This window comes from Methylobacterium sp., assembly GCF_019750675.1.
Taxonomy (GTDB): Bacteria; Pseudomonadota; Alphaproteobacteria; order Rhizobiales; family Beijerinckiaceae; genus Methylobacterium.
Window position 1 is genome coordinate 1 of the sequence record NZ_JAIEOF010000022.1, and the last position, 4,955, is coordinate 4,955.

Genomic DNA, 4,955 nt, shown 5'->3' on the forward strand with positions numbered 1-4,955 from the left:
TTGCTGGAGGCGCGTGTCGTGCTCGACCGGCGGGAGCACCTGATCGGCGTGGCGAGCAGCCTCCAGCGGGGAATCGAGAACCGGCTCGTGGTGGCGATCGACGAACTCTATCCCGAGCATGCCCTCGGCGCCCTCTTCGCCGACTTCGCGAAGGCCTTCCCCTCCGTCGAGCTGGAACTGCTGTTTCCGTTGATGGAGGACGTCAGCCGCATGGTGCAGTCCGGAGCCGCCCATCTCGGCGTGATGTGGCGCCAGGAGGTCCTACCGACCGAACTCGGTTTCCAGACCATCGGCTGGGTTCCGCTCAAGCTCGTTTGCGCGCGCGACCACCCGCTGGCGAAGGCCCGCGTGGCGTGGGAGGAGCTGAAGCGCCACCGCCAGATCCTCGTGGCGGCGCGCGGCGACGGGCCGGAGAAGCGGCGTCTGCGGGTGGCCGCCGAGGTGTGGTGGGTCGAGAGCCACTGGGTCATCCTGGAGATGGTGAAGCACGGGATCGGCTGGGCTTTCGTCACCGATCACGTGATCGCCGCGTCCCTCACGGCGCCCTATCTCGTCACGCCGGATCTTCAGTTCGATCAGGGCGACTGGCCCATCGCCCTCGAACTGGTCTGGCACAAGCAGCGGCCCTGCGGGCCCGCCGCGGCCTGGCTCCGCGAGCGCTTCGCGGCGGAGCGCATCGGCAACCTCCCGGGCGAGGATCGGCCGCGCTGAGGGGACACGCTTCGCCCGAGCGCCGCGCGGGCTTGCCGATACGTCATCCACTTTGATGAAGCGGATGACGTATCAGTCGGCGCTCTCGATCAGGCCACGGATCCGGGTTGCGAGGGCTTCGAGCGCGAAGGGCTTGACCAGCACCTGCATGCCGGGTGCGAGGTGGCCGTGGTTGAGGGCGGCGTTCTCGGCGTAGCCGGTGATGAACAGCACCTTCAGGCCGGGCCGCGAGACCAGGGCCGCCTCCGCCATCTGCCGGCCGTTCATGCCGCCGGGCAGGCCGACATCGGTGACGAGGAGGTCGATGCGCACGTCCGATTGCAGCACCTTGAGGCCCGAGGCCCCGTCGGCCGCCTCGATGGCGGCGTAACCGAGATCCTCCAGCACCTCGGTGACGAGCATCCGCACCGTGGGCTCGTCGTCCACCACCAGCACGGTCTCGCCGAGCTTGGCCCGGGCCGCCTCCGACAGGTCCGGCACCGGCTCCGCCCCCTCCGCCTCGCCGAGGTGGCGCGGCAGGTAGATGCACACCATCGTGCCCTCGCCGGGCTCGGAATAGATCCGCACCTGCCCGCCCGATTGCTTGGCGAACCCGTAGATCATCGACAGGCCGAGGCCGGTGCCCTCGCCCAGCGGCTTCGTGGTGAAGAACGGATCGAAGGCCTTGGCGGCGATGTCCGGCGTCATCCCGGTTCCGTTGTCCGAGACGCAGAGGGAGACGTACTGGCCGGGCTCGAGGTCGCGCTCGCGGGCACCGCGCGGGTCGAGCCAGCGGTTGCCGGTCTCGACCACGATGCGCCCGCCCTCCGGCATGGCGTCGCGGGCGTTGATGCAGAGGTTGAGAAGGGCGTTCTCGAGCTGGCTCGGGTCGACCAGGGTCGGCCACAGGCCGGCGGCGCCCACCACCTCCACCGACACCGCCGGGCCGACCGTGCGGCGCACCAGTTCCTCCATCCCCTCGACGAGGCGGTTCACGTCGGTGGGCTTCGGCGCCAGGGTCTGGCGGCGCGAGAAGGCCAGCAGGCGGTGCGTCAGGGCGGCGGCCCGGCGCGCCGCCCCCTGCGCGGCGCCGATGTAGCGCTCCAGGTCGCCGACCCGGCCCTGGAGCATGCGGGTCTGCATCAGTTCGAGGGACCCGACGATGCCCGCCAGCATGTTGTTGAAGTCGTGGGCGAGGCCGCCGGTCAGTTGCCCGACGGCCTCCATCTTCTGCGACTGGCGCAGGGCCTCCTCGGCCCGCATCAGCTCGGCCGTGCGCTCGGCGACGCGCTGCTCCAGGGTCTCGTTGAGGCTGCGCAACTGCTCGGTGACGCGCGCGCGCTCGGCCTCGCCGGCGCGGCGCTCCTCGATGTCGATGAGCACGCCGGGGAAGCGCAGGGGCGTGCCGTCCGGGCCGTGCTCGACCCGGCCGTTGGCCTCCAGCCAGTAGTAACGACCGTCGGCGCGACGGGTCCGGTACTGATGCGCGTAGGCGCCCCCCCGGGCGATCGCGGCCTCGATCGCCGAAGCGAGGCCGGCGCGGTCGTCCGGATGCACGGTCTCCACCACCTGGGCGAGGCTCAGGCCCTCGCGGCCCGCCGCCGGATCGAGGCCGAAGCTGCGGGCGAAGGCCTCGTCGACGCTGAAGCGGTCTTTCGGCAGGTCCCAGATCCAGGTGCCGATGATGGCTCCGGCCGCCAGGGCGAGTTGCACGCGCTCGATGTTCTCCCGGGCCAGGGCCTCGCTGGCGCGCAGGGCATCCTCCGCCCGGCGGCGATCCGAGACGTCCCGGAACAGCACGGAGACCTGGCGCCGGCTCGCCGGCTCGATCCGGGCGGCGGAGACCTCGATGTACCGCCCGGCCAGCGGGAAGGCCCGCTCGAAGCGGATCGAGGTGCCCGTGCGCAGGACGCCGCCGTAGAGTTCGAGCCAGCCCTCGGCCTCCGCCGGCGCGAGGTCGCGCAGGGTGCGGCCGACGATGCCCGGGATGCCGGTGTGGCGCTCGTAGCCGGCGTTCGACTCCACGTGGACGTAGTCGCTCAAGGGGCCGTGAGGCCCGTCGAAGAACTCGATGATGCAGAACCCGTCGTCGACGGCCTCGAACAGCGCGCGGTAGCGCGACTCGCTGGTGGCCAGGGCGTCGCGCGCCGAGCGCTGCTCGGTGACGTCGCGGGCGACGCCCGAGAACCGGACCGGACGCCCGTCGGCGGCGCGCTCGATCTCGCCCCGGCGGGCGATCCAGCGAAGCGCGCCGGTGTCGGGGCGGCGGATGCGGTACTCGACGTCCCGCGGCGGCTCGCCCCGCCGCCGGCTCTCCGCGGTGGAGACGAGGTGCGCATCCTCGGCGACGACCAGCCCCTCGAAGGCCGTGGCCGGGTAGGCGGCGGCCTCGGGCAGACCGTAGAGGCGGCAGAACTCCGGCGTCGGATGGAGGACGCCGTCGTCGATGCCCACCGAGAACACCCCGATGCCGCCGGCCTCCTGCGCCCGGCGCAGGCGCATCTCCGCCTCCCGCAGGGCATCCCCGGCCCGGTGCTCCTCGGTGCGGTCGCTCAGGACCTTGACGTAGCCGATATGGCCGCCCTCGCCGTCCCGCAGGGGCATCATCTCGCCCGAGGCCCAGAACCGGGAGCCGTCCGCGCGCAGGTGCCAGCGCTCGTCCTCGGCGCGGCCCTGCGCCAGGGCCAGGCGCATCTCGGTGGCGGGCCGGTCGATCGCGCGGTCCTCGGGAGTGAACAAAGCCGCGATGCTCCGCCCCCGGATCGCCGCCGCGGACCAGCCGAAGATGCGCGTCGCACCGGCATTCCAGTCGGTCACCGCCCCGTCGCGATCGGTCCCCACGATGGCAAAGCGCGTCGTGCCGTCGAGGATCGCCTGCCGGTGCGGCGCGGACTCAGTTCGTGGCCCGCCCTCGCGCTCGCCGCCGGTCCGGCGGGCCTCGGCCCGCAGACGCGCGGCCTCCCGCTCCAGATCCTCGGCGCGGCGCAGGAGCGCGTCGGTCTCGGGTTGGCTCATGCCGTGACGTCCATCCTTTCCGGAGTCCGATCCGGGGCCGCGGGTCTCGCCATGGGCGGTAGAGATGCCGCCTGCCCGGGTCAAACGAAGGATGGCGGGGAGGGCGCGCCGCAACGGCGAAGGCCGGCCCCGCCTTCGCGGGACCGGCCTTCGACACGTTAGCAGGGCCGACGCGCAGTCACCTCGGATCGGGCGGCCCCTCGCCCTTGCCGACGAAGGGGATGCCCTCGATCGGGCATTCCTCGGTACCGACGCTCTGTCGGGTGATGGCCCGCACGGCGTCGCGGGTGGCGTCGGGGTCCTCGATCCAGCGGCGGTAGAAGTCGTAGGGGCATTCCGACAGGCCGTGCCGGTTCTCCTTCGAGGCGATCATGCCAGTGTAGCCGCGGTGGAGCAGCTTGAAGAGGTGGTTCTCCGACTGCCCGTGGGCGCGCGCATCGCGGATCAGGAACTTCGACAGGGCGGCGTACTGGATGCCCATTTCCTCCTCGCCGCACTCGCCCAGCGTGCGCCCGTCGAAGCCGATCACCGCCGAATGGCCGAAATAGCTGTAGACCCCGTCGAAGCCGGCGGCGTTGGCCACCGCCACGTAAGTGTTGTTGGCAAACGCCATCGCCTTCGACATCAGGATCTGCTGCTCCTTGGCCGGATACATGTAGCCCTGGCAGCGGATGATCAGTTCGGCGCCCCGCATGGCGCAGTCGCGCCAGATCTCGGGGTAGTTGCCGTCGTCGCAGATGATGAGGCTGATCTTCAGGCCCTTGGGGCCGTCGGAGACGTAGGTGCGGTCACCGGGGTACCAGCCCTCGATCGGGGTCCAAGGCATGATCTTGCGGTACTTCTGCACGATCTCGCCCTGGTCGTTCATCAGGATGAGGGTGTTGTAGGGCGCCTTGTTCGGATGCTCCTCGTGGCGCTCGCCGGTGAGCGAGAACACGCCCCAGACCCGGGCCTTGCGGCAGGCGGCGGCGAAGATGTCTGTCTCAGGCCCCGGGATCGTGGTGGCGGTCTCGTACATCTCGGCCGCGTCGTACATGATCCCGTGGGTCGAGTATTCGGGGAAGATGACGAGGTCCATGCCGGGCAGGCCGGACTTCATGCCCACAACCATGTCGGCGATCTTGCCCGCGTTCTCCAGCACCTCCGCCCGGGTGTGCAGGCGGGGCATCTTGTAGTTCACGACGGCGACGCCGACGCTGTCCTGGCTCGACGAAATGTCACCGTGCATCATGGCGTGGGTTCTCCGGATT

The 4,955-nt window shown here is 71.0% G+C and carries 3 protein-coding genes; 1 reads left to right on the top strand and 2 read right to left on the bottom strand.

Annotated elements, in window-relative coordinates; all coding sequences use genetic code 11:
- A partial coding sequence (locus K2X24_RS01005; protein WP_292493839.1) for a LysR family transcriptional regulator occupies positions 1-711 on the top strand: 711 nt, incomplete at its 5' end.
- Between the two features lie 72 nt (positions 712-783).
- Here K2X24_RS01005 and K2X24_RS01010 read toward each other — a convergent pair.
- Positions 784-3,705 carry a PAS domain S-box protein gene (locus K2X24_RS01010; RefSeq protein ID WP_366934420.1) on the bottom strand — a complete coding sequence of 974 codons (2,922 nt, stop codon included), beginning with the start codon at positions 3,703-3,705 and terminating at the stop codon, positions 784-786.
- Positions 3,706-3,883: 178 nt separating this feature from the next.
- Entirely contained in the window at positions 3,884-4,936 is a 1,053-nt protein-coding gene (locus K2X24_RS01015; protein ID WP_292493843.1) for an aliphatic amidase, read from the bottom strand.
- Positions 4,937-4,955 lie beyond the last annotated feature (19 nt).

Bases quoted from the DNA above. Each gene is read 5' to 3' on its own strand.
- K2X24_RS01015 (WP_292493843.1), bottom strand. From the start codon at position 4,936: ATGATGCACGGTGACATTTCGTCGAGCCAGGACAGCGTCGGCGTCGCC.
- K2X24_RS01010 (WP_366934420.1), bottom strand. From the start codon at position 3,705: ATGAGCCAACCCGAGACCGACGCGCTCCTGCGCCGCGCCGAGGATCTG.